The organism is Microbacterium sp. C23T (assembly GCF_053345975.1).
Genome location: NZ_JBKFBD010000016.1, coordinates 1 through 21,956, shown reverse-complemented (window position 1 = coordinate 21,956; position 21,956 = coordinate 1). Strand labels below are relative to the sequence as shown.

At 71.2% G+C, this 21,956-nt stretch carries 20 protein-coding genes and 1 pseudogene; 2 read left to right on the top strand and 19 right to left on the bottom strand.

What is annotated here, in order from left to right; genetic code table 11:
* Nucleotides 1-49 precede the first annotated feature (49 nt).
* The 6 genes from ACLBXX_RS10610 to coaBC form a co-directional block, all read right to left on the bottom strand.
* The gene (locus tag ACLBXX_RS10610) at nt 50-1,078 is read right to left on the bottom strand and encodes an ATP-dependent 6-phosphofructokinase (RefSeq protein WP_387146664.1); all 1,029 of its coding nucleotides are present in this window, start codon (nt 1,076-1,078) and stop codon (nt 50-52) included.
* 111 nt (nt 1,079-1,189) lie between these two features.
* Nucleotides 1,190-2,275 (bottom strand): hypothetical protein, encoded by a 1,086-nt coding sequence (locus ACLBXX_RS10605; RefSeq protein WP_447657999.1) that lies wholly within the window; start codon nt 2,273-2,275, stop codon nt 1,190-1,192.
* Between the two features lie 85 nt (nt 2,276-2,360).
* Nucleotides 2,361-4,514 carry a DEAD/DEAH box helicase gene (locus ACLBXX_RS10600; protein WP_387146658.1) on the bottom strand — a complete coding sequence of 718 codons (2,154 nt, stop codon included), beginning with the start codon at nt 4,512-4,514 and terminating at the stop codon, nt 2,361-2,363.
* A gap of 236 nt (nt 4,515-4,750) precedes the next feature.
* Nucleotides 4,751-5,389: a hypothetical protein gene (locus ACLBXX_RS10595; RefSeq protein WP_447657998.1), complete on the bottom strand. Its 639-nt coding sequence runs from the start codon at nt 5,387-5,389 to the stop codon at nt 4,751-4,753.
* A gap of 111 nt (nt 5,390-5,500) precedes the next feature.
* Entirely contained in the window at nt 5,501-6,397 is an 897-nt protein-coding gene (locus tag ACLBXX_RS10590; protein WP_447657997.1) for a glycerophosphodiester phosphodiesterase, read from the bottom strand.
* Between the two features lie 79 nt (nt 6,398-6,476).
* Nucleotides 6,477-7,712 (bottom strand): bifunctional phosphopantothenoylcysteine decarboxylase/phosphopantothenate--cysteine ligase CoaBC, encoded by a 1,236-nt coding sequence (gene coaBC, locus ACLBXX_RS10585; protein ID WP_447657996.1) that lies wholly within the window; start codon nt 7,710-7,712, stop codon nt 6,477-6,479.
* A 69-nt stretch (nt 7,713-7,781) separates the two neighbouring features.
* Here coaBC and ACLBXX_RS10580 point away from each other — a divergent pair, with 69 nt between their 5' ends.
* Nucleotides 7,782-8,498 (top strand): NRDE family protein, encoded by a 717-nt coding sequence (locus ACLBXX_RS10580; protein WP_447657995.1) that lies wholly within the window; start codon nt 7,782-7,784, stop codon nt 8,496-8,498.
* A 248-nt stretch (nt 8,499-8,746) separates the two neighbouring features.
* Here the strand turns inward: ACLBXX_RS10580 and ACLBXX_RS10575 are convergent, their stop codons facing one another.
* From ACLBXX_RS10575 to ACLBXX_RS10525, 11 genes and pseudogenes are all read right to left on the bottom strand, one after another.
* Complete coding sequence (locus ACLBXX_RS10575) at nt 8,747-9,610, bottom strand: aldehyde dehydrogenase family protein (protein ID WP_387146640.1); 864 nt, start codon at nt 9,608-9,610, stop codon at nt 8,747-8,749.
* Nucleotides 9,607-11,106, bottom strand: a complete 1,500-nt coding sequence (locus tag ACLBXX_RS10570; protein ID WP_387146637.1) for an aldehyde dehydrogenase family protein — start codon at nt 11,104-11,106, stop codon at nt 9,607-9,609. Before ACLBXX_RS10570 ends, ACLBXX_RS10575 begins: the two co-directional genes overlap by 4 nt.
* Nucleotides 11,107-11,138: 32 nt before the next feature.
* Nucleotides 11,139-12,146, bottom strand: a complete 1,008-nt coding sequence (gene deoC, locus ACLBXX_RS10565; RefSeq protein ID WP_447657994.1) for a deoxyribose-phosphate aldolase — start codon at nt 12,144-12,146, stop codon at nt 11,139-11,141.
* Between the two features lie 53 nt (nt 12,147-12,199).
* Nucleotides 12,200-13,144, bottom strand: coding sequence for a sugar-binding transcriptional regulator (locus ACLBXX_RS10560; protein WP_447657993.1), 945 nt, complete (start codon nt 13,142-13,144; stop codon nt 12,200-12,202).
* 95 nt (nt 13,145-13,239) lie between these two features.
* Nucleotides 13,240-13,632 (bottom strand): hypothetical protein, encoded by a 393-nt coding sequence (locus ACLBXX_RS10555; RefSeq protein WP_447657992.1) that lies wholly within the window; start codon nt 13,630-13,632, stop codon nt 13,240-13,242.
* Nucleotides 13,633-13,717: 85 nt separating this feature from the next.
* Nucleotides 13,718-14,689 carry a bifunctional riboflavin kinase/FAD synthetase gene (locus ACLBXX_RS10550; protein WP_447657991.1) on the bottom strand — a complete coding sequence of 324 codons (972 nt, stop codon included), beginning with the start codon at nt 14,687-14,689 and terminating at the stop codon, nt 13,718-13,720.
* Nucleotides 14,686-15,132 (bottom strand): hypothetical protein, encoded by a 447-nt coding sequence (locus ACLBXX_RS10545; protein WP_447657990.1) that lies wholly within the window; start codon nt 15,130-15,132, stop codon nt 14,686-14,688. Before ACLBXX_RS10545 ends, ACLBXX_RS10550 begins: the two co-directional genes overlap by 4 nt.
* A gap of 41 nt (nt 15,133-15,173) precedes the next feature.
* Nucleotides 15,174-15,542, bottom strand: a complete 369-nt coding sequence (locus tag ACLBXX_RS10540; protein ID WP_045296346.1) for a hypothetical protein — start codon at nt 15,540-15,542, stop codon at nt 15,174-15,176.
* Nucleotides 15,539-16,499 (bottom strand): annotated as a pseudogene (truB, locus tag ACLBXX_RS10535) (tRNA pseudouridine(55) synthase TruB). The gene ACLBXX_RS10540 and the pseudogene truB overlap by 4 nt, the downstream one beginning before the upstream one ends.
* Nucleotides 16,499-17,179 (bottom strand): uridine kinase, encoded by a 681-nt coding sequence (locus ACLBXX_RS10530; protein WP_447657989.1) that lies wholly within the window; start codon nt 17,177-17,179, stop codon nt 16,499-16,501. The pseudogene truB and the gene ACLBXX_RS10530 overlap by 1 nt, the downstream one beginning before the upstream one ends.
* Before the next feature lie 44 nt (nt 17,180-17,223).
* The gene (locus ACLBXX_RS10525; RefSeq protein ID WP_447657988.1) at nt 17,224-17,829 is read right to left on the bottom strand and encodes a hypothetical protein; all 606 of its coding nucleotides are present in this window, start codon (nt 17,827-17,829) and stop codon (nt 17,224-17,226) included.
* Between the two features lie 162 nt (nt 17,830-17,991).
* Between ACLBXX_RS10525 and ACLBXX_RS10520 the strand changes: the two genes are divergently transcribed.
* Nucleotides 17,992-18,858 carry an A/G-specific adenine glycosylase gene (locus ACLBXX_RS10520; protein WP_447657987.1) on the top strand — a complete coding sequence of 289 codons (867 nt, stop codon included), beginning with the start codon at nt 17,992-17,994 and terminating at the stop codon, nt 18,856-18,858.
* A 75-nt stretch (nt 18,859-18,933) separates the two neighbouring features.
* Here the strand turns inward: ACLBXX_RS10520 and rbfA are convergent, their stop codons facing one another.
* Both rbfA and infB read right to left on the bottom strand, forming a co-directional pair.
* A complete protein-coding gene (rbfA, locus tag ACLBXX_RS10515) occupies nt 18,934-19,368 on the bottom strand; it encodes a 30S ribosome-binding factor RbfA (protein WP_056370212.1) in 435 nt (144 codons plus the stop codon).
* A 66-nt stretch (nt 19,369-19,434) separates the two neighbouring features.
* Nucleotides 19,435-21,956, bottom strand: a 2,522-nt coding sequence (gene infB, locus ACLBXX_RS10510; RefSeq protein ID WP_447657986.1) for a translation initiation factor IF-2, incomplete at its 5' end; no start/stop codon positions are given.

The following is a 21,956-nucleotide window of genomic DNA, read 5'->3' as shown; positions in this document are numbered from 1 at the left end:
TGCGGACGGATGCCTCGGGCCGAGGCATCCGTCATCCCCTCGCGCAGTGTCAGCCGAACAGCGCGGCGGCCTCTTCGTAGCGGTAGAGCGGAACGGTGTTGAGCTCGCCGAGCGCGTCGGCGAACGGGACGCGCACGATGTCGGTGCCGCGCATCGCGACCATCTGACCCCACGCGCCGTCGACGACCGCGTCGGCGGCGTGGAGGCCCAGGCGTGTCGCGAGCACGCGGTCGAAGCCCGACGGCGACCCGCCGCGCTGGATGTGGCCGAGCACGGTGGCGCGGGTCTCGATGCCCGTGATGCGCTCGATCTCGGGCGCGAGGATCTCGCTGATGCCGCCGAGGCGCGGGCGGTTGAACGCGTCGAGCCCCTTGTCGCTGTAAGCCTCGTCCATGCCGGTCAGGGTGAAGCCCTCCGACACGACCACGAGCGGAGCGCGGCCGCGATCGTGGGCCTTCGAGACGAGCGCGGTGATCTCATCGATCGACATCGGCACCTCGGGGATGCAGATGGCGTGGGCGCCCGCGGCCATGCCGGCGTGCAGGGCGATCCAGCCCACGTGGCGGCCCATCACCTCGGCGACCATGCACCGCTGGTGCGAGTCGCCGGTGGTGCGGAGGCGATCCATCGCGTCCGTCGCGATGTTGACGGCGGTGTCGAAGCCGAACGAGTAGTCGGTGGCGCGCAGGTCGTTGTCGATCGTCTTCGGGACGCCGAGCACGTTGATGCCGTCGTTCGAGAGGCGGTTCGCGGCCGCGAGGGTTCCCTCGCCACCGATCGCGATGATGCCGTCGAGGCGGTGGCCGTACATCGTCTTGGCGATGTTCTCGGCTCCGCCGCGCGGTCCTTCGTACGGATTCGTGCGCGAGGTGCCGAGGATCGTGCCGCCGACCTTCGACAGGCCCTTCACCTCGTGCCGGGTCAGCGGGAAGAAGTCGCCGTCGACCACACCGCGCCAGCCGTCGCGGATGCCGACGAACTCGAGGTCGTAGTTCGTCGTGCCCTTGAGCACCACGCCACGGATCACTGCGTTGAGCCCGGGGCAGTCGCCGCCGCTCGTCAGGATGCCGATCTTCATTGCTGTGTTCCTCGCTGTCGGGTCGGTGAAGAGGGTCGGCGTCGCTGCCTCCCCTGACACTAGTGCCGGATGGCCCGGCCTGCCACACGGGGCCCGCGGGCCCAGGCGGGGTCAGTCCGCGACGCGCTCCCAGACATCGTTTCCGCGCCGCCAGCGCTGCGCGCCCGCCGGGCGTGCCGACGTCCCGCGGAACCAGAACGTCTCATCGGGGTTCCATCCGGCGAGCACCGACGCACGGTCACCGTCGACCTCGATCAGCCGTGTGGCGGTCGACAGGTATCCCGCGACGCTGAGATGGACGGCGTCCGCCTCGGCGGCGACGGCGACCCAGTCGGGGATGATCCACCTGCGGTCGAGCCCAGTGACGCGGTACCAGTCCTGCCGTCGCGAGGCGGTGACATCGAGTGGATGCTGCGCGCACAGCCGCGCCCAGTCCTCCGGACCGTCGATCTCGACCACGCGCGCCGGGTACACGTCGACGGGCGTCGCCGAGGCGGCTTCCTGGCCGAGGGAGTCCTCGACGAACCAGAGTCCCGCCGGCCCGTCGCCGGCGAGTGCGCGAGTCGTCCGCACCAGAGAGGTCGGCGGGATCGACCACCACGGACCACTCCACGGCGCGGCAGGATCGTCGGGGCGCTCGCGAACGGCGAGGGCGTTGTCGGCGAGCGTCCGCTCGCGCCACCCGCGCAGGTCCGCCGCGACCTCCGAGGAGGCCCGACCGGCACCGTCCCACGGCACGGCCCACTGGTCGCCCTCCGCGACACCGTCACTCCACCACCCGGCGAGGGGCGAGCCGGCGAGGAACGCCGCGACGCGGCGAAGGGCCGCACGGACGTCGTCGGTCGCGCACAGCAGATCACGCCCGTCCGGCTCCTGCCAGTACATCGCCGCCTGCACCGATGCCGCGAGCGCATCGCGCAGCGTCGCGGAAGTCGGCGCGTCGAGCTCGATCACGTCGAGCGCCGCGGCCGCGTCCGCGGGTGATGCCGTCGGCGGGTCGTACCGCGTCCTGTCGCCGCGGGAGCGGAGCACGATCGTGGTGCCGTTCGTCTCGAAGGCGCCGGCCGCCCACCAGACGGTGTTCGCAGCCGCACGGCTCTCGGTCGTCTCGGCCCGGAACGCGCACGCCAGCGCATACTCCAGGCACAGGCGACGGCCGCGCGGGCCCGCCAGCAGGACGTCGGCGTCGACAGACATCCCGCCACCCTAGCGGGCCGGGATCACGCTCCTGCAGACGACGAAGGGGCGGTGCGAAATCGCACCGCCCCTATCGAATCGCGTGTTACGCGGCGCCGAGCGCCTGACGCAGCAGGTGCATGAGCGCCGACAGCTGCACCGAGTCGCTCGACTGCGGGTCGACGGCCTCGCCGTCGAGCGCGCGGGCCGCGAGGCCCTGCTTCGAGTCGATGAGCTCGGCGATCTTGGTGTCGATCGTGTGGGCGGCGATGATGCGCCACGCGGTCACGGGCTCGTCCTGGCCGATGCGGTGCACGCGGTCGATCGCCTGCGTCTGCTCGGCAGCCGTCCACGACAGCTCCGCCAGCACGACGTTCGACGACGCCTGCATGTTCACGCCGACGCCCGCCGCGGTGAGCGAGCAGACCGCGATGCCCACGTCGGGATCGTTGTTGAACGCGTCGATCGCCTGCTGGCGGGCCGTGGTGGCCTGGTCGCCGCGCAGCGACACCGTCTTGAGCCCCGCGGCCGCGAAGTGCGCCTCGGCGGTGTCCATGACGTCGATGTGCTTCGCGAAGAACACGACCTTGCCGACCGAGCGCTGCAGCTGCACGGCGTAATCGGCGGCGAGCTGAGCCTTGGCCTGGCCGATCTTGCGCACCATGGTGAAGACGTTTTCCGAGCCGGTGCCGGCGGCCTTCGACTCCTCGAGCTCGTTGTGCGCCACCAGGCGGACGATGTCCTCGTCGATGTGACCGGGGCCGTGGCCGCGGTCGCCGCGCGCTTCGATGATGCGACGGTACTTCGCGGCGAGACGCTCACCGAGCTCGCGCTCGGCCTGGCGGATCGAGCGCCCGAACTCGTCGTCGAGCTCCACGGGGAGGTCGGCGATGAGCTTGTCGGGCAGGTCGGCCGCGACATCCTTCTTCTTGCGCCGCACGATGCCCATCGAGATGACCGCGTCGCGCGCCTCGGGATAGAACGCCTTGTCGGCGGGCGTGAGCCCGGTCTCGTCGAGCTTCTCCATCAGCACCGGGCCGGGCTTCTCGCCGGTGGTCCAGCCGAGGAAGCGCCAGATCGCGTCGAAGTCCTCGACGTCGTTGATCAGCGGCGTACCGGTGAGGGCGAGCAGCAGCGGGTTGGGCGTCTGCTCGCGGATGCGCGTCGCCAGCGCCAGCACGTTCTGCGAGCGCTGCGAGGTGAGGTTCTTGATGAAGTGCGCCTCGTCGACGACCATGCCCTTCAGCCCGATCGAGCTGAGCCACGACAGGTGGCGGTCGAGGATCTCGTAGTTGACGATGAACACGTCGGCGAACGCGTCGATGCCCTCACCGTCGCCGTGGATCACCGTGGCACGGCGGTGGGGCGTCCAGCGCTCCACCTCGCGCGCCCAGTTCATCTTCACGACATTCGGGACGACCGCGAGGAGCGGATACGCACCCGCGACGGATGCTGCGAGCACCGACTCCGCCGTCTTGCCGAGGCCCGGCTCGTCGGCGAGGAGGAACGTCCGGTGGCCGGCGCGCACCGACTCGAGGAACCGCGACTGGTGCGGCATGACCTCGAGGCCCTTCGGCGACAGGCGGTCGAACTCGGGGACCGGCGGGAGGTCCATCGAGGCGGCGGCGCCGCCGGCACCCGTCTCGAACGCCTTGTACAGCGGGCCCATGAGCTCCCAGCTGTCCAGGCGCCGGCGCGGCGTCTGCTTCGGGGCGCGGGCCGTGAGGTCGGGCGCGAGGAACGGGTTGGATTCGCGTCGTGCCTCGACCTGCTGCGGCACGACCTGACGCTCCGCGAGCGCGGCCGGCACGACGGTTGCCACCACTGGGGCGACGTCGGTGATGATGAGCTCGTCGGGGGCCAGCTCGGCACCCGACTCCAGCAGCCAGTCACGGCGCATGCGCCGGGCGACGGGAGAGGTGGCCTGGTCGACCTCGAGCAGCTGGATGAGCGAGGTGTCGCGCGCAGCGGTCTTCGCGAGGATGGTGGCGACGCCGTCGAGCCGCTTCAGCAACTCGGCGCGCGCAGCATCCGTCAGCTCCGTGTCGCCCTTCACACGCGCCCGCTCCTCGCGGACGAGGAAGGCGATGACCTGGAACTTGACGCGGTTCGTCGGCCCCAGCTTGCCGCGCTGGGCCTTCGCCTCGACCTCGCGCACCTTGCGGGCGAGGATCGGGATGATGGGGGCCTCGTCGTCGCGGCGCGCGGACGAGGACTTGCGGCGACGCTGCGCCGTCTGGGCGGGTGCCGTGGTCGGCATGCTCCTCCTGAGCGTGAATGCCGGATAGGGGGTCCGGCGGGAATCGGATGACACCGATGGTTCTGCGTGCTCCCGCGGGCGGCGCGAACGCCGTCGCGAACGCGGGATCAGGGATTGGCACCGGCGGTCGCGGGCACTCGCTTCTGCGAGCTGCGACATCGTCAGCGGTTCCCCGCGCACCATTCTAGGGGAACGGACCCCGGAACGGGGCAAACCCGCGCGGGAAAACGCGGGACTCAGCCCCAGAGCGTCGCCACGATGTCTTCGGTGTACCCCTCGGGGGCGAAGTTGATCCACGCCGTGGTCACGAGTCCGCCGCCGCCGACGTAGTGGGTCTCGCCGCGGGTGTACTCCTTGTCGTCGAGCGTCACGCCCTTCTGCTCGATGCGGCACACGGTGCCGTCGCCGAGCGCTTCGCAGCCGAAGCCCGCCACGGGCAGCGCCGCGAGCACGGCCTTCTCCTGATCGGCGTCGACCACAGTCACGTTCGTCGCGAGCCCGAACTCACTCGGCTGCCCCCACGAGCAGCGCAGCGTCGGCGCTCCGCCGTGGATGATCTCGAGCAGGTCGGCGTTCTCCGTCGAGAGCATCGTCACCCCCGGGTCGTTGAGGGGCGGGTTCGCCGACTGCAGCTGCGCGAGCATCGCAGCGGAGTAGATCTCCTCGCACGCGCCGGGCACCTCGAAATCGGCCTGGGGCTTCTCGGTCTCGACCGGGGTCGGAGACGGATCCGGCGTCTGGTCCTTCATCGTGATCGAGGGACTGCTCGAGGGCGTCGCCTCGGACTCGGGCCGGCATCCGGTGACGACAGCCGCCAGGGCCGTGAGCGCGACGCACCCGATCACGATCCGCGTCAACCGGCTCTGCACGACCATTCCCACGCCACCTCTCGCGCGCCGCGGAAGACGGAAGGGCGACGCGCCTTCGACCCTAACGAGACGGGCGGACGGATGCCGGGGGCCACGCCGCGCGCACGAGCACAGGCGTCACGGGCCGGCGTAGGCGCTCTGCCACTCCGACAGCGTGTGCGGGTCGTCGGTGACGATGCCGTCGACGCCGAGCGCCGTGACCTCGTCCCACTGGGAGTCGTCGTTGAGCGTGTAGACGACCACGCGCGCACCTGCGGCGTGCAGCTCATCGACGATGCCCGGCCGCGCGAGCACCGCCTTGCGGTTCACGACGACACCGCGCGCTCCGGCCTCGGCGACCGCGCTCACGACGTCCGACGGGAGCTGCTTCAGGATGAGCAGCCGCGACAGCACGTCCGATCCGGCCGCGGCGAGCGCGAGCGTCCGCGCATCGAAGCTCGCGAAGACGATGCGGCGCTCGAGGCCGCGCGCGGCGACCTCGGCGACCGCCGCATCGACGGCCGCGGCATCCCATTCGCCCTTCAGCTCCACGATCGCGCGCCCGTCGGCGGCGACGAGCGCGTCGAGGAACTCCACGAAGGTGGGGACCGGAGTGCCGGCGAAGCCGCGGGCGAACCAGGCGCCGGCGTCGAGGGCCTTCACCTCGGCCAGGCTGAGGGAGGCGAGCCGCCCGTGACCGTCGGTGGTGCGATCGACCGTCTTGTCGTGCATGAGCACGGGTTGCCGGTCTGCGGTGAGCGCGACGTCGACTTCGACGTAGTCGAACCCGGCCGCGAGCGCGGCCGTGATGGCGGGCAGCGTGTTCTCGGGCGCGGTCGCCGCTCCGCCGCGATGGCTGGCGATGAACGCGGCTTCTCCCGGCGTCCGCTCGTCCCCCATCAGCTCTCGAGAACTCACGCGCGCAGGGGTGGCGCCGAGGAAGGCGATCACCAGGCTCGCGATCGCGAGGACGCACATGACGGACAGGGCGTGGATCCGGTCGCGGGCGCGATCGGATGCCGCGGAGTAGGGCATCGGGCATGTCCTCCGGGGGTCGTACCCACGTCGTCGTCGACGTGGTGCGGACCACTCTACATGCGCCGTTACTTATTCGTTACTTTGTTTTGGCTTGGCTTTCGCGCACCATGCGGACCGCGTCCCAGAGGGCTTCGGCGACGTCTTCCTTGCTCCCTCGCCGGGCACCGATGACCTCGCCGTCGGCGCCGATGATCGTGACGGCGTTGTCGGCGGCCTCGAATCCCTTCGACCAGCCCACCTCGTTCACCGCGAGCAGATCGGCCGCCTTGCGCGCTGCCTTGCGGCGCCCTCGGTCGAGGAGGGTCTCACCGTCGCCTGGCGTCTCGGCCGCGAATCCGACGATCGTCTGCCCCTCGTGCCGGCTCCGGACGAGTCCCGCGAGGATGTCGTCGTTCTCGATCAGGTCGAGCGTGATGCCGCCGACCGGAGCCGACTCCTTGGAGCGCTTGAGCGGCGAGACCTCGGCCACGCGGTAGTCGGCGACCGCGGCCGCCATCACGATGACATCGGCCGCTCCCGCCTCCGCCGCGACGACCTCGCCGAGCTCCGCCGCGGTGCCCGCGCGCACGACCCGCAGACCAGGACGAGCGGATGCCGCGGCCAGCACGCCGTCGTCCACGTGGGCGGCGACGAGCACGACGTCGGCTCCGCGCTCCGCGGCGGAGAGTGCGACGGCGACGCCCTGCCGACCGCTGGAGCGGTTGCCGATGTAGCGGACGGGATCGATCGGCTCGCGGGTGCCGCCGGCGCTCACGACGACGCGCAGTCCGCGCAGGTCACCGGCGCCGCCTTCGGCCGCGGCGAGCGCGGCTTCGACGATGACCTCGGGCTCCGACATCCGTCCCGGTCCGCTGTCGCCGCCGGTGAGCTCACCGTCCGCCGGTCCGACCACGATGACGCCGCGCTCGCGCAGCACCGCCATGTTGTGGACCGTCGAGGCGTGTCGCCACATCTCGGTGTGCATCGCGGGCGCCACGACGACCGGTGCCGTGGTGGCGAGTAGGGTCGTTCCGAGGAGGTCGTCCGCGAGCCCCGCGGTCATCTTCGCCAAGGTGTTCGCCGTCGCGGGCGCCACGATCACGAGGTCGGCCGCCTGACCGAGCGCGACGTGACGAACCCGTGCGACGTCGTCGTGGACGGAGGTCGTCACGGGGTGACGGCTGATCGCCTCCCAGGTCGGCATCCCCACGAAGCGCAGCGCGTCCTCCGTGGGGACGACGTGGACCTCGTGCCCGTCCTTGACGAGCAGGCGCACGAGCTGAACCGTCTTGTAGGCGGCGATGCCACCGGTGACCCCGACCACGACGAACACCCTCCGATCTTGGCACGACTGCCCGAACACCGGCCCACCCGCCGTACGACCCACCCGAGGAGCGCCGCAATGTGCACCGTCGTGATCCGCGTCCCCGAGTCGCCGGAAGAGCCCACGCGCGTGCTCGCGATCCGCGACGAGGATCCCGAACGGCCGTGGAACCCGCTCGGCCGCTGGTGGCCCGAGGCGCACGACGGCGTCGTCGGCGTGCGCGATGTACGCGCGGGCGGCGCCTGGCTCGCGGCCGATCCGGCGGCCGGCCGCCTCGCGGTGCTCCTCAACCGCGCCGACGAGTCGACGCGCCCCGAATCCGAGCTCGTGTCGCGCGGCGGCATCGTGCTCGACGCGGTCGCGGGCCGCTCCCCCGCCGGCGAGCCCGCGACGCACGGCTTCAATCTCGTCGAGGTCGACGGCGCGCACGCGCGCGTGCTCACGTGGGACGGCGTCGCGCTCCGCACGACGGAGCTGGAACCCGGCACGCACATGATCGCGCACGACGACGTCGACGACAGCGGCACACCCCGGATCGCCCGGTGGCTGGGCGAGTTCCAGTCGACGGAGCCTGCCGTGGACGGACGATGGTGGATGCCGTGGGTCGAAGTCCTCGAGCGCTCGGCCGAGCTCGCGCCCACGGACGACGGTGCGATCATCCGCGACAACCGCCCGCTCGGCTACCCGACCCTGTCACTTCTGGCGTGCGTCGCCTCGGTGTCCGCGGACGACGTCGACGTGCACTACGGCGAACTCCGCGAGCCCGGCCAGTGGGGCGGCCTCGATCTGACGTGACGGGACCTTCTCTCGCCACGAGACCTCGCGATAGCACTTCCCGGGCGCCGGAGACCTCGCCGCGCTGCGCCAGATGTTCGCGTAGCCCACGCGCAACCGTCTGCGAGAACGCACGACAGCACCTGGGCACGGCAAGCCTCGGTGCTGTCGTGCGGTCTCGTCTGTGGGGGTGCGGTCGACGAACGGAGCGGAACGGATGCCTCGTCCTGAGGCATCCGTTCCGCTCCGGGGTCGGTCGTCCCGCGCGGCTACACCAGGCTCTTCGGGTGCCAGACGGTCTTGGTCTCGGTGAACGCGCTGATGCGAGCGAGGCTCGGGGCCGCAGCATCCGTTCCGTTCTCGGGAGGGAGCACGCGCGTCAGCGTCTCGGCCGCGGCGATCTGGAGGTCGATCCAGTCGAGCTCGCCGGCGCCGACGAGGTCGAGCGCGTGCACGTCGGGGTGCGACGCGAGCCACGGGGCGATCTCGGCCGGCGACCCGGTGAGCACGTTGACGACTCCGCCGGGCACGTCGCTGGTCGCGAGCACCTCGGCGAGCGAGATTGCCGAGAGGGGGTACCGCTGCGACGCGACGACGACGACCGAGTTACCGGTGACGAGCGCCGGCGCGATGGCCGACACCAGGCCGACGAGCGCGGTGTCCTGCGGGGCGATGACGCCCACGACCCCGGTCGGCTCGGGCACCGAGATGTTGAAGTACGGACCGGCGACGGGGTTGCCGTTGCCGGCGACCTGGCCGAACTTGTCGCACCAGCCGGCGTACCAGACCCAGCGGTCGATCGACTCGTCGACCTCGGCGCCGGCGACCGCGGCCGAGACCCCGGTCTGCTGCACGATCTCGTCGACGAACTGGGCGCGGCGGCCCTCGAGGATCTCGGCGACGCGGTAGAGCACCTGACCGCGGTTGTACGCGGTGGCACCCGACCAGCCCTTGACGGCGCCGCGGGCTGACACGACGGCATCGCGGGCGTCCTTGCGAGAGGCGAGCGCGGCGTTCGCGAGGAAGTCGCCCTTCGGCGTCGCCACCTCGTAGGTGCGACCCGACTCGCTGCGCGGGAAGGCGCCGCCGATGTAGAGCTTGTACGTCTTGGGAACGGTCAGTCGCTTGCTCATGCCGAGACCTCCTTCTTCGAACGGCCGGCTTCGACGCGGGCGGCGCCGGTTCCGACGGCGGGCGCGCCCTTGAGGTAAGCGGCGAGTCCGTGGCGGCCGCCCTCGCGGCCGTAGCCGGACTCCTTGTAGCCGCCGAACGGCGACGACGGGTCGAACCGGTTGAACGTGTTCGCCCACACCACGCCCGCGCGCAGGCGGTCGGCGACGGCCAGGATGCGCGAGCCCTTGTCGGTCCAGATGCCGGCCGACAGTCCGTAGGGCGTGTTGTTGGCCTTCTCGATCGCCTCGGCGGGCGTGCGGAACGTCAGCACGGAGAGCACCGGGCCGAAGATCTCGTCGCGCGCGATGCGGTGCGACGCCTGCACGTTCGTGAAGATCGTCGGCGCGAACCAGAAGCCGTTGTCGGGGATGACGCACGGCGCGCTCCAGCGCTCGGCGCCTTCTTCCTCGCCGACCTTGCTCAGCTCCTTGATGCGGTCGAGCTGCTCGCGCGAGTTGATGGCTCCGATGTCGGTGTTCTTGTCGAGCGGGTCGCCGAGGCGCAGCGTGGACAGGCGGTCCTTCAGCCGGTCGACGACCTCGTCGTGGATCGACTCCTGCACGAGCAGGCGGCTGCCGGCGCAGCAGACGTGCCCCTGGTTGAAGAAGATGCCGTTGACGATGCCCTCGATCGCCTGATCGATGGGGGCGTCCTCGAACACGATGTTCGCGGCCTTGCCGCCGAGCTCGAGCGTGAGCTTCTTGTCGGTGCCCGCGACGGCCTTCGCGATCTCGCGCCCGACGGCGGTGGAGCCCGTGAAGGCGACCTTGTTCACATCGGGATGCCGCACGAGGGCCGCGCCGGTCGCACCGGCGCCGGTCACGATGTTGACGACGCCCGGGGGCAGATCGGCCTGCTGCAGGATCTCGGCGAAGATGAGCGCAGACAGCGGCGTGGTCTCGGCCGGCTTCAGCACGACGGTGTTGCCCGCCGCGAGCGCCGGGGCGATCTTCCACGCGAGCATGAGCAGCGGGAAGTTCCACGGGATCACCTGGCCCGCGACGCCCAGCGAGCGCGGGTCGGCGCCGAGGCCGGCGTAATCGAGCTTGTCGGCCCAGCCGGCGTAGTAGAAGAACCATGCGGCGACCAGCGGAACGTCGACGTCGCGGCTCTCCTTGATGGGCTTGCCGTTGTCGAGGCTCTCCGCCACGGCGAGCTCGCGGGCACGCTCCTGGACGAGACGCGCGATGCGGAAGAGATACTTCCCGCGGTCGCGGCCGCTCATCTTCGACCACGTCTTGTCGTAGGCGCGGCGCGCGGCGGCGACGGCGGCGTCGACATCCGCCTCGCTCGCCGAGGCGATGGCCGCGATGTGCTTCTCGTCGGCCGGTGAGATCGTGGCGAACGACTCGCCCGATCCGGGGCGGAACTCGCCGTCGATGAACAGCCCGTACTCGTCGCGCAGGTTGAGGATGGCGCGGGATTCGGGGGCGGGTGCGTATTCGAGGAAACTCATGTCAGTCCTTCGGTAGCTGTGCTCGTCGAAGCTCAGTCGATGGTCACGTAGTCGGCGCCGGAGTAGTGGCCGGTCTTCAGCTTCTGACGCTGCAGGAGCACGTCGTTGAGGAGGCTGGATGCGCCGTAGCGGAACAGGTGCGGCTGCAGCCACTCCTCGCCCACGGTCTCGGCGACGGTCACGAGGTACTTGATGGCGTCCTTCGACGTGCGGATGCCGCCGGCCGGCTTCACGCCGACCTTCTCGCCGGTCGCACGGTGCCAGTCGCGCACGACCTCGAGCATGAGGAGCGTGACCGGCAACGTCGCCGCCGGCTGCACCTTGCCGGTCGAGGTCTTGATGAAGTCGCCGCCCGCGAGGATCGCGAGCCACGACGCGCGCTTGATGTTGTCGTACGTGTTGAGCTCGCCGGTCTCGAGGATGACCTTCAGCGACGCGTACGAGCCGTCCTCGCGACGGCAGGCCTGCTTCACTCGGGCGATCTGGTCGAAGACGAGCCCGTAGCGCCCGGCGAGGAAAGCCCCACGGTCGATGACCATGTCGATCTCGTCCGCGCCGTGGGCGACCGCCTCGGCGGTGTCGGCGAGCTTGATGTCGAGCGACGCGCGGCCGCTCGGGAAGGCGGTGGCGACGGCGGCGACGCTCACTCCCCCGTCATCGGGGTCGCCGTGCGCCGCGCCGAGCGCCTCGACGGCGTACGGCACCATGTCGCCGTAGACGCAGACGGCGGCCACGCGCGGGGTCGTCGGGTCGGAGGCGTCGGGGTTGAGCGCCTTCGCGACGAGCGAGCGCACCTTGCCCGGGGTGTCGGCGCCTTCGAGGGTGGTGAGGTCGATGAGCTCGATGATCTTGTCGAGCGCCCACGCCTTCGACGTGGTCTTGATGGAGCGGGTGCCGAGCGCGGCGGCGCGCTGCTCGAGGCCGACCGCGTCGACCCCGGGGAGCCCGTGGAGGTAGCGGCGCAGTGTCGTGTCGTCGGGCTGCCCGCCGAGCAGCTCGACGGCCCGCTCGGGCAGCGTCATGATGGAGGTGCCTGACATGTCCTGACCTGGCTTTCGTTGGGGTTCGAGAAATCGGATGCTGACGCCGCGTGTCACCCGCCGAGCAGGTGCTGCGCGGTCGATTCGTCGGTGACGAGCACGGTGCACAGGCGCGAGGCGACGACGGCGGCCGCGATCGCGCGTTTGGGCGTTCCGGCGATCGCGGCGATCGCGATGTCGGCACGCCGCAGATCATCGAGCGAGAGGCCGACCGTGCGAGCATCGAGATCGGCGTCGACGATGCGTCCGTCGGCGTCGATGTACCGCCCGACGACGTCGCCGACGGCGCCCGCGGCGACGAGTCGATCGATGTCGGCCGTCGTGAGGTAGCCGGAGTCGACGTGGACGGAGCTGTGGTCGGCGGGGCCCGCGCTGAACAGGTACGCGTTCGCCGAGCGCGCGGCGTCGAGCACTCTGGCGACGACGCGGTCGGCCTCGATGGCCTCCTTCGTCGCGCGCTGCTCGAGGATCGCAGGACTCGGCAGCAGCGCTGCCGTGCCCCCGCCCTTCTGAGCGATGCTGACCGCGGTGGCCGCCGCGGTGCCGGGACGCTGACTCATGCTGACGCCGCCGTTGATCTGCACGACGTCGGTGGCCTGCGACCAGCCGTCGCGCAGGTGGTGTGCGATGTCGGAGAGGGTGCGCCCCCAGCTGACACCGAGCACGCGCGGGCTCGGGCGGAGACCTGCGAGGTGGTCGGCGGCCGCCTGCGCGACACGCTGCTGGAGCTCATCCTCGCTGCGGACGCCCGCACGCGAGACCACGACGGCGTCGGCCAGGCCGCGCTCGTCGCGCAGGCGTCGCTCCAGCTGTGGACGGCGCGCGCGGGAGTGGAGGATCTCGATGCGGACGAAACCCTCTTCCTTCGCCTGCGTGAGCAGGCGTCCGACCTTCCAGCGCGTGATCTGGAGATTGCGGCCGATCTCCTCCTGCGTGAGGTTCTCCTCGTAGTAGAGCTCGGCGGCGCGGATCGAGAGAAGTTCGTCGACGGCGTCCACGATCCTCCTTCCGTCGTCTCCTCCAGGCTGACACAGACCATGGGCGGGCGCCAACATCTGAACAGACTTTGCTCACATGAGCATCGGCTTCAGGATCAGGAGGCGGGACGGATGCCTCCACCGCCCGTCGCCGCCGGCGGCGATGCTGTGACCTTCGCGTGCCGCAGCAGCACGAAGACGCCGATGCCCACGACCAAGATGAACGCGATCGACAGCGTCGTGAACGCGAACCAGTTGTCATCGAGCGCCAGCACGATGGCCGCCGACACGACCGCGATCGCGGCCGCGATGAGCTTCGACGCGAACTTCATGCCGATGCCCGGTGTCAGCCGCCCTGCCGGCGAGTCGCCGCGCGCGAGGATGAGATCCGCGAACGCGTCGAGGGTCGCCAGCAGCGAGGCGGAGTACGCGACCGCGCACCCCAGCGCACCCCACAGGTTGACGGAATCGGCGGCATCGGCGGCCGCCAGCAGGTCCAGCGCGTGCACGCCTCGATCGTAGGGGCGAGCGGGTGCGCGGGTCTACGGGTCGAGGATGGTGCCGACGAACGGACGGATGCCGCGGCCCGGTGCGTCAGGTCAGTTGGCGCCGCACGCGCACGATGTCGTCGCTCATCTGCGCGATGAGCGGCTCGATCCCCTCGAACGCGACCATACCGCGGATCCGCGACACGAACTCGATCTCGACGACGTGTCCGTAGAGGTCGAGGTCGGTCTCGTCGAGCACGTACGCCTCGACCTGGCGGACCGTCACGTCGTCGAAGGTGGGGTTCGTTCCGATGCTGATCGCCGCCGGGTACCGCACGCTGCTGCGCGGTTCGGATGCTCCGTCCCGAGGCATCCCCTCGTCCACCAGCCATCCGGCGTAGACGCCCTCGGCGGGCACGAAGCCCTCCAGGTCGGCCGGGAGGTTCGCGGTCGGGAAGCCCAGCTCGCGTCCGCGTTTGAGTCCGTGGACGACTTCGCCGCGCACGGAGTGAGGGCGGCCGAGCAGACGCGTCGCGCCGCCGACGTCGCCGGCGTCGAGCAGCTCCCGCACCCATGTCGACGAGACGCGGCGGCCGGCGTCGATGGCGCGCACGTCGTCGACGACGTCCACCTCGAAGCCGAACTCAGGGCCGAGTTCGCGCAGCAGCTCGGGGTTTCCGGCGCCGCCGCGGCCGAATCGGAAGTCCGCGCCGACCATCACGATCCGCACGCCGAGCGCGCCGACGAGCACGTGCTCGACGAACTCCCGCGCGCCGAGGTCGGCGAGTGCCCGATCGAAGGTGAGCATGAGCGTCGCGTCGACGCCCGCGTCTGCCAGCAGACGGAGCTTCTGCTCCACACCCACCAGGCTGTCGGGGCAGATCTCGGGGCGCAAGAGCGCCAGCGGGTTGCGGTCGAACGTCACTGCGACGACGCGCGCACCGGAGGCCGCAGCATCCACCCGCGCCCGGTCGATGACCGCGCGATGCCCCGAGTGCACGCCGTCGAACTTGCCGATCGCGACGACGGAGGGGCCGAAGCCCGCGGGCACCTCGCTCGGATCGCGGAAGACGATCACGATGCGACCGCCGCGGGTGCGGGGGTCTGCGCCGCGGCCGCGGGGTGGTGCGTCGCGAGCCACCAGATGCCGAGGAACGGCAGCACGAGCGGGACGAACAGGTAGCCCATGCCGAACCACGACCACACCGTCGGGTGGGCGAAGAGCTCCGGCATGACGAGGCTCAGCGTTCCGATGACCAGCACTCCGACGAGCTCGAACACGATCGCCACCCACGCCACGACGTACCAGCCGCGGCGGCCGGCGAAGATCAGCGCGAGCGTCGCGACGATGTAGACGACCGCGGAGAGCGCCGACAGCGTGTAGGCGACCGATGCCTCGTCGAAACGCTCGACGATCTGCACGAAGGACCGACCGGTGGCGCCGAGGGCCATGATCGCGTAGACGATCACGAGCACGCGGCCGATGCCGGTCATGCGGGGGCGAGCGGGAGTGGTCGACATAACCAGACGAGTTTAGTTCTTGTCGCCGAGGTCGCGGCTTCTCAGGCCACCTGGACGGTCCAGATGACGTACATGCGCCACACCATGACCGCGATGGACAAGGCCGCGATGCCCATGATCACCGTGCTCCAGCGGCTGCGCTCGAGGAGCGCCCACGCGACCGCGGCGAACGGCAGCAGCACCGCCGACACGAGGTAGACCCAGAACTCGAGCAGGCTCCCCGACGGCGGATTGCCCGTGAGCGGCGCGACGATCGCGATCACGACCTGCACCAGAAGCAGCAGTTCGACGAGCGCCAGCGAGCCGACCGTCCAGTCGCTCGGGCGACGACCCGCGAGGCCGGCGATCACGCAGAACAGCCCGGCCGCGACGGCGACGGCGACCTGCGCGATCGTGAACCACAGGATCATCGGGCGGCCTCCTCGGGCATGTTCATCGCACTCTTCACGTCGGCGCCGCGGCGCTCGACGATGCCGACGAGCACGCCGTCCGGATCGATCGCGGCGGTCGGATCGGCGGGCAGGCGCTCTGCGGCGCCCAGCAGTCGCTTGCCGTGGCGGAGGTCGCGCGCCTCATCCGCGGTGACGTCGAACCTGCCGAGAACGGCGGTCGCCGCGGCCGCGGGGCCGAGCAGGGGCGCGTCGGCGAGCGCGTCGACGGCGGGGGGCGGCGCGCCCCCCCACCGGGCGCGCCCCCTGCGCCCCCGCGGGCGCGCGGGGGGGCGCGCCGAGGGGGGCGCCCGCCGCGACCTCGAACGGGCCGATCCGCGTGCGCCGCAGCGCAGTGAGGTGCCCGCCGACGCCGAGTGCGGCGCCGAGGTCGCGCGCGAGCGAGCGGATGTAGGTGCCGCTCGAGCAGTCGACGACCACGTCGAGGTCGACGGTGTCGCCGGACCGCCGCTCGGCGAGGACGTCGAAGCGCGACACCGTCACCTCGCGGGCCTTGAGCTGCACCTCCTCCCCCGCGCGGGCGAGGTCGTAGGCGCGGCGCCCGTCGACCTTGATGGCCGAGTAGGTGCTGGGCACCTGCGAGATGCGCCCGGTCAGTGCGGCGATGCCGGCGGCGATCTCGGCGGAGTCGAGGGACGAGGCATCCGTCGTCGACACCGTCTGGCCTTCGGCGTCGTCGGTGTCGGTCGCGACACCGAGCCGGATGGTCGCTTCGTACGTCTTGTCGAGCCCGACCACGAAGGTCAGCAGCCTCGTCGCGCCCTCGACCCCGAGGACGAGCAGGCCCGTCGCCATCGGGTCGAGCGTGCCGGCATGGCCGACCTTGCGCGTGCCGAGTGCGCGTCGCGCGCGAGCGACGACGTCGTGCGAGGTGATGCCGCCGGGCTTGTCGACCAGCAGGATTCCGGGTGCCGCCATCAGCTGCGCCCGACGATCCGGGGGTGTGCGAGGTCGGCGTTGTCGACGATGACGGATGCGGCGTCCCGCGGGTGTGCCTCGTTCAGGTAGATCTCCTGTCCCTGTCGATAGCGCGCGTTCGAGGGGGCGTCGGGGTCGGGATCGGAGTCGTCACGCAGCGCCATCCGGGCGTAGGCGACATCGACGGGGACATCGAGCCACAGCGACCAATCCCACAGGTCCTGGAGTTCGGGACGGTTGAGGAAGATGCCGTCGACGACGAGCACCGCGTCGAGCGGGGCGGTGACCCATTGCGACTCGACAGGAGCGTCGCGCGCGACGTCGAACGCGGTGAGCTGGAAACCGGTCGTGCCGGCGGTCTGCGCGCCGTCGCGGAACGGGTCGATGAGCACGCGGCGGAACGTGGCGTAGTCGTACGAGTCCCGGTAGAAGCCCTCCGGACTGCGCCGCCCGCGCAGGTACCGCTCGGCGCGGGGGCGGTGGAAGCCGTCGATCCCCGCGCGGAACACGGCGTCGCCGGTCTCGGCGAACACCTCGGCGAGACCGTCGGCGAACACCGTCTTGCCCGCACCGTCGAGCCCGTCGATCGCCACGATCACGCGGCCGGCGGGGTACCGCCGGCGCACACGGTCGCGCAGCTCGCGCCACAGCGTCGTTGTCGGAGTGACGGGCAGGCGCATGCGTCCAGCCTACGGCCGACGGCGTGGCGGCCCCGACCCGGGGGTCAGCCGCAGAGCTCGTACGGGGGCACATCCATGGCCGTCACGGTGACAGCGGCGATCACCGGATCTTCCCGATAGGTGAAGAAGATCCTTCCGGCCCGCAAGTGCACAATCGACGAGTCGATCGAGTCCGGGGTCTCGACCGCGTCGGGGTAGGCGGTACGCACTTCGTCCACTGTCGAGCCCACCCCTACTCCGTCCGCCGTACGAGGGCCGGGCGCCGCCGCGGCGCCGGCCCATCCCTCCGTCGCGATCAAGCCGACGGGACCGGCGTCCGCCGCGTCTGAGGATCCGGCGGTGTACACGTTGTAGTCCTGGTCCTGCGACGTCCACCACGCCAGCCACGCGCACCGCTCGGGGTCATTCGTCGTGCCGGGCGGCATCAGCTCGAGCGCGCCGGAGAACGGCATCCCCAGCTCGATCGGGCCGATGCCCGAGTCGGTGATCAGCCAGGTCGAGGGGTCCTCGGAATCGATGGTGGGTGTCGCGCCGGCGGTCGCGCTCGGTTCCGCTGCGGCCGTCGTGGCAGATGCGTCGGGGCTCTTCGAAGGCGTCGACGCCCCTGGCGCAGCCGGGCTCGAGCAGCCGGCCAGCACGACGGCCGCCACGACAAGGAGGGTGGCGGATGCCGTAAGGCGCATGAACTCTCCCGATAGGTCTCATGAGCACAGTACGGAGCCATTGGAGGGTCGTGCACAGTCGGCGGCGGCATCGTGACGATGTCGTGATGCAGAACCGCTCAGAGGTGAGCGACGCCTACGCTGGAAGGCATGCCCGACCTCGCTGCTCCCCTGGTCGAGTGGTACCGCCAGAACGCGCGCGACCTGCCGTGGCGGCGGCCCGGATTCGGGGCGTGGGGCGTGCTGGTGAGCGAGTTCATGCTGCAGCAGACACCCGTGAACCGCGTCATCCCGCATCTCGAGGCGTGGCTCACGCGATGGCCGACGCCGAACGACCTCGCGGCGGCCGCCCCCGCAGACGCGGTGCGACAGTGGGCGAACTTGGGGTACCCGCGGCGGGCGCTGTGGCTGCACCGGGCGGCGGTCGAGATCCGCGACCGGCACGACGGCGTCGTCCCGCGCGACGTGGACGCGCTGCTCGCGCTGACCGGCATCGGCGACTACACCGCTCGGGCCGTGGCGGTCTTCGCGTACGGCGACCGGCATCCCGTCGTGGACACGAACACGCGAAGGGTGCTCGCGCGCGCCATCGACGGCAGGTCGCAGCCCGGGCCGCCGTCGCGCCGCGACCTCGCGGCGATGGAGGCGATCCTGCCTCCGGACCGCACCACGGCCGCCGTCGTGAACGCGGCGGCGATGGAGCTCGGCGCGACCGTCTGCACCGCGCGCGTCCCGCGCTGCGAGGCGTGTCCCCTCAGCGACCGCTGCGCCTGGCTCGCCGCCGGCCGGCCCGACACGGGCGACGAGCGACGCAAGCAGGCGCGGTACGAGGGCAGCGACCGGCAGGCGCGCGGCGCGGTACTGAAGACGCTGAGGGATGCTGCGACCCACGCGGTGCCGCTCGCCGACGTCGTGCCGGACTGGCCTGACGCGCTGCAGCGCGACCGCGCCATCGACTCGCTCATCGGGGACGGGCTCGCCGAGGCATCCGACGGGATGCTGCGCCTCCCCCTCTGACCGCATCTGCCCCGGTACGCGGAACGCCGCGACCGAGGAAGCCGGTCGCGGCGTTCTGCGTGCGCTGTGGTGCGCTTACTCGTCGTCGTCGAGTTCGCGCGGCTTGAGGTACGGGTCGGCGTCGCCGGCGTACGTGGCGGAGGCGGCGAGACCCGCGACCGCGGCATCCCGCTCCTGCGCCTCACGGAGGAGGTCGGCGATGTGGCCGGCGTTCTCGGGGATCGCGTCGGGGATGAACTCGAGCGACGGGGTGAGGCGCACATTGAGGTGCTTGCCCACCTCGGAGCGCAGCATCCCGGTCGCCGCCTTGAGGGCCTTGGCGGAATCCTCACGCTCCTCGGCGGAGCCGAGCACGGTGTAGAACACCGACGCGTGCTGCAGGTCACCCGTGACGCGGACGTCGGTGATGGTGACGAAGCCCAGGCGCGGGTCGCGCAGACCCTTCTCGAGCCTCTCGGCCAGGATCACGCGGATGCGGTCGCCCAGACGGGCCTGACGTTCCGAAGACATGATGATGCTCCTTTCGAAGCGTGAGGGACGCCCTGACGGATCAGGACGCCCCTCACGTTGCGCGACTTACGCGCGGGGCTTCTCGACCATCTCGGTGGTCTCGATCTCGTCGCCCACCTGGATGTCGTTGTACTTGCCGAGGCCGATACCGCACTCGAAGTCCGTGCGGACCTCGGTGACGTCGTCCTTGAAGCGACGCAGCGACTCGATGGCCAGGCCATCGGCGAGGACCACGCCGTCGCGGATGACGCGCGCCTTGGCGTTGCGCGTGATCGTGCCCGAGCGGACGATGACACCCGCGATGTTGCCGAACTTCGAGGAGCGGAACACCTCGCGGATCTCGGCGACACCCGACTGGACCTCTTCGTACTCCGGCTTGAGCAGGCCCTTGAGCGACTGCTCGACGTCGTCGATCGCGTTGTAGATGACCGAGTAGAACCGGACATCCACACCCTCACGGGCGGCGCGCTCGCGCGCCTTCGTGTCGGGACGGACGTTGAAGCCGATGACGATCGCGTTGTCGATCGTCGCGAGGTTGATGTCGGACTCGGTGATCGCACCGACACCGCGGTGGATGATCCGCAGCTGGACGGAGTCGTCGACCTCGATCTTGAGCAGCGACTCCTCGAGCGCCTCGACGGCACCCGACACGTCACCCTTGATGATGAGGTTGAGCGACTCGACCTTGCCCTCTTCGAGAGCGCGGGTGAAGTCCTCGAGCGAGATGCGCTTGCGGGCCTTGGCCAGCTGGGCGTTGCGCTCGGCCGCTTCACGCTTCTCGGCGATCTGGCGGGCCGTGCGGTCCTCCTCGGTCACGATGAACGTGTCGCCGGCTCGCGGCACCGAGTTCAGACCCTGCACCTGCACCGGACGCGACGGGTAGGCCTCGAGGACCGGGTCGCCGTTCTCGTCCGCCATGGCACGGACGCGGCCGTAAGCCGTGCCCGCGACGATCGCGTCGCCGACGCGGAGCGTTCCGGACTGGATCAGCACGGTGGCGACCGAGCCGCGACCCTTGTCGAGCTTCGCCTCGATGGCGACACCGCGCGCGTCCTTGTTCGGGTTGGCCGTGAGGTCCAGGCCCGCGTCAGCCGTGAGCAGCACCGCGTCGAGGAGCTCCTGGATGCCCGTGCCCTGACGAGCCGACACATCCACGAACATGACGTCGCCGCCGTACTCCTCTGCGACCAGGCCGTACTCGGTGAGCTGCTGACGCACCTTGGCCGGGTTGGCGTCGGGCTTGTCGACCTTGTTCACCGCGACCACGATCGGGACGTTCGCCGCCTGCGCGTGGTTCAGAGCCTCGACCGTCTGCGGCATGATGCCGTCGTCGGCCGCGACCACGAGGATCGCGAGGTCGGTCACCTGCGCACCACGGGCACGCATGGCGGTGAACGCCTCGTGACCCGGGGTGTCGATGAAGGTGATCGCGCGCTCGATGCCCTCGTGCTCGGTCCAGACCTGGTACGCACCGATGTGCTGCGTGATGCCGCCGGCCTCGCCCGCGACCACGTTGGTCTGGCGGATGGCGTCGAGCAGTCGCGTCTTACCGTGGTCGACGTGACCCATGACGGTCACGACCGGAGGCCGGATCTCGAGGTCTTCCTCGTTCTCCGCCTCCAGCTCGGCCTCGAGGTCGAGACCGAAGCCCTCGAGGAGCTCCTTGTCCTCGTCCTCGGGCGAGACCATCTGGATCTTGTAGCCGAGCTCGGCGCCGAGCACCTCGAACGTCGCCTCGTCCAGCGACTCGGTGGCCGTGGCCATCTCGCCGAGGTTGAAGAGGATCGTCACGAGCGTGCCGGGCTGCACGGTGTAGCCGCGCAGGGCCTCGAGCTTGTCGGCGAAGTCGGCGATCGATGCGCCGCGGCGCAGGCGGATGATCTCGCCGTTGCCCTTCGAGACGTTGACGCCGCCGACGATCGGCGCCGACCGCATCTCGAACTCTTGGCGCTTCGCCCGACGCGACTTGCGCTGCTTCGACTTGCCGCCGCCCTTGCCGAAGGCACCTGCGGTACCACCGCCGGGACCACGGCCACGACCGCCGCCACCGCCGGGACGACCGGCGAAGCCGCCGGGTGCGCCCGCACCGGGCGCGCCGCCGGGACGCTGGAAGCCGCCGCCGGCACCGCCGGGACGACCGGGACCGCCGGGACGCTGCTGGAACGGAGCGCCGGGACGACCGCCGCCACCGGGGCGACCCGCACCACCCGGACGCGGAGCGCCGGGGCGGGGGGCACCCGGGCGCGGAGCCTGGGGACGCGGGATGTTGCCGGGGCTCGGGCGCTGGCCCATACCCTGCGCCGACGCGAAGGGGTTGTTGCCCGGACGCGGGCCGGCGGGACGCTGGCCCATGCCCTGCGAGGACGCGAAGGGGTTGTTGCCGGGGCGCGGGGTGCCACCCGGACGCGGCGGCTGCGGGGTCGCGGCGGCGGGGCCGGGCTTGGGCGCACCGGGCGCGGCCGGGGCCTCAGGCGCCTTGGCAGCGGGAGCAGCCTTGGCGGCCGGCGCGGCGGGAGCCGGTGCCGCGGGCGCTTTCGCGGCGGGAGCCGCGGGTGCAGCCTCCGCCGGAGCAGCCTTCGCGGCGGGAG

What these genes read in the sequence shown, in the direction of transcription:
- ACLBXX_RS10570 (WP_387146637.1), bottom strand. Translation starts at nt 11,106, where the DNA reads ATGAGTTTCCTCGAATACGCACCCGCCCCCGAATCCCGCGCCATCCTC.
- ACLBXX_RS10580 (WP_447657995.1), top strand. Translation starts at nt 7,782, where the DNA reads ATGTGCACCGTCGTGATCCGCGTCCCCGAGTCGCCGGAAGAGCCCACG.
- ACLBXX_RS10605 (WP_447657999.1), bottom strand. Translation starts at nt 2,275, where the DNA reads ATGTCTGTCGACGCCGACGTCCTGCTGGCGGGCCCGCGCGGCCGTCGC.
- ACLBXX_RS10600 (WP_387146658.1), bottom strand. Translation starts at nt 4,514, where the DNA reads ATGCCGACCACGGCACCCGCCCAGACGGCGCAGCGTCGCCGCAAGTCC.
- ACLBXX_RS10610 (WP_387146664.1), bottom strand. Translation starts at nt 1,078, where the DNA reads ATGAAGATCGGCATCCTGACGAGCGGCGGCGACTGCCCCGGGCTCAAC.
- ACLBXX_RS10590 (WP_447657997.1), bottom strand. Translation starts at nt 6,397, where the DNA reads ATGCCCTACTCCGCGGCATCCGATCGCGCCCGCGACCGGATCCACGCC.
- ACLBXX_RS10540 (WP_045296346.1), bottom strand. Translation starts at nt 15,542, where the DNA reads ATGATCCTGTGGTTCACGATCGCGCAGGTCGCCGTCGCCGTCGCGGCC.
- ACLBXX_RS10520 (WP_447657987.1), top strand. Translation starts at nt 17,992, where the DNA reads ATGCCCGACCTCGCTGCTCCCCTGGTCGAGTGGTACCGCCAGAACGCG.
- rbfA (WP_056370212.1), bottom strand. Translation starts at nt 19,368, where the DNA reads ATGTCTTCGGAACGTCAGGCCCGTCTGGGCGACCGCATCCGCGTGATC.
- ACLBXX_RS10530 (WP_447657989.1), bottom strand. Translation starts at nt 17,179, where the DNA reads ATGCGCCTGCCCGTCACTCCGACAACGACGCTGTGGCGCGAGCTGCGC.
- deoC (WP_447657994.1), bottom strand. Translation starts at nt 12,146, where the DNA reads ATGTCAGGCACCTCCATCATGACGCTGCCCGAGCGGGCCGTCGAGCTG.
- ACLBXX_RS10545 (WP_447657990.1), bottom strand. Translation starts at nt 15,132, where the DNA reads ATGTCGACCACTCCCGCTCGCCCCCGCATGACCGGCATCGGCCGCGTG.
- ACLBXX_RS10595 (WP_447657998.1), bottom strand. Translation starts at nt 5,389, where the DNA reads ATGGTCGTGCAGAGCCGGTTGACGCGGATCGTGATCGGGTGCGTCGCG.
- ACLBXX_RS10575 (WP_387146640.1), bottom strand. Translation starts at nt 9,610, where the DNA reads ATGAGCAAGCGACTGACCGTTCCCAAGACGTACAAGCTCTACATCGGC.